Origin of the sequence: Haemophilus sp. SZY H8 (assembly GCF_018829755.1) — a bacterium.
GTDB classification, from domain to species: Bacteria; Pseudomonadota; Gammaproteobacteria; order Enterobacterales; family Pasteurellaceae; genus Haemophilus; species Haemophilus haemolyticus_K.
In genome coordinates this window covers 1-386 of sequence record NZ_JAHKJY010000014.1, presented here as the reverse complement: position 1 = coordinate 386, position 386 = coordinate 1, and the positions used below count along the sequence as shown (strand labels likewise).

Genomic DNA, 386 nt, shown 5'->3' with positions numbered 1-386 from the left:
TTCCCTCTTTTCACTTTCCTATCTTGCCTACTCAGACTTTCTCTCGAAAATCTCTTGTTTTCAGCTTGTTTCCAATTTTTTAAAGAACACTAAGATAATCTAACAAAGTTATCTTTAATTGGCGTCCCCACGGGGATTCGAACCCCGGTTACCGCCGTGAAAGGGCGATGTCCTAGGCCTCTAGACGATGGGGACATCAATTAAAGATACTCTATCTTCTTTTTATCTTTCAACGTTGCTTTCGCTTCGTTTTTAATTTCTCATTTTTCTACAACTATCAGTCAATCTGTGTGAGCACTCGCTGTCTCTCGTCTTTGGTAAGGAGGTGATCCAACCGCAGGTTCCCCTACGGTTACCTTGTTACGACTTCACCCCAGTCATGAATC

Annotated in this window: 1 tRNA gene and 1 rRNA gene; both read right to left on the bottom strand. The window is 42.5% G+C overall.

Annotation, left to right across the window (positions count from 1 at the left end):
- Nucleotides 1-119: 119 nt before the first annotated feature.
- A tRNA-Glu gene (locus KKW16_RS08970) sits at nt 120-195 on the bottom strand.
- 123 nt (nt 196-318) lie between these two features.
- Nucleotides 319-386, bottom strand: a 16S ribosomal RNA gene (locus KKW16_RS08965); the annotation flags it as partial.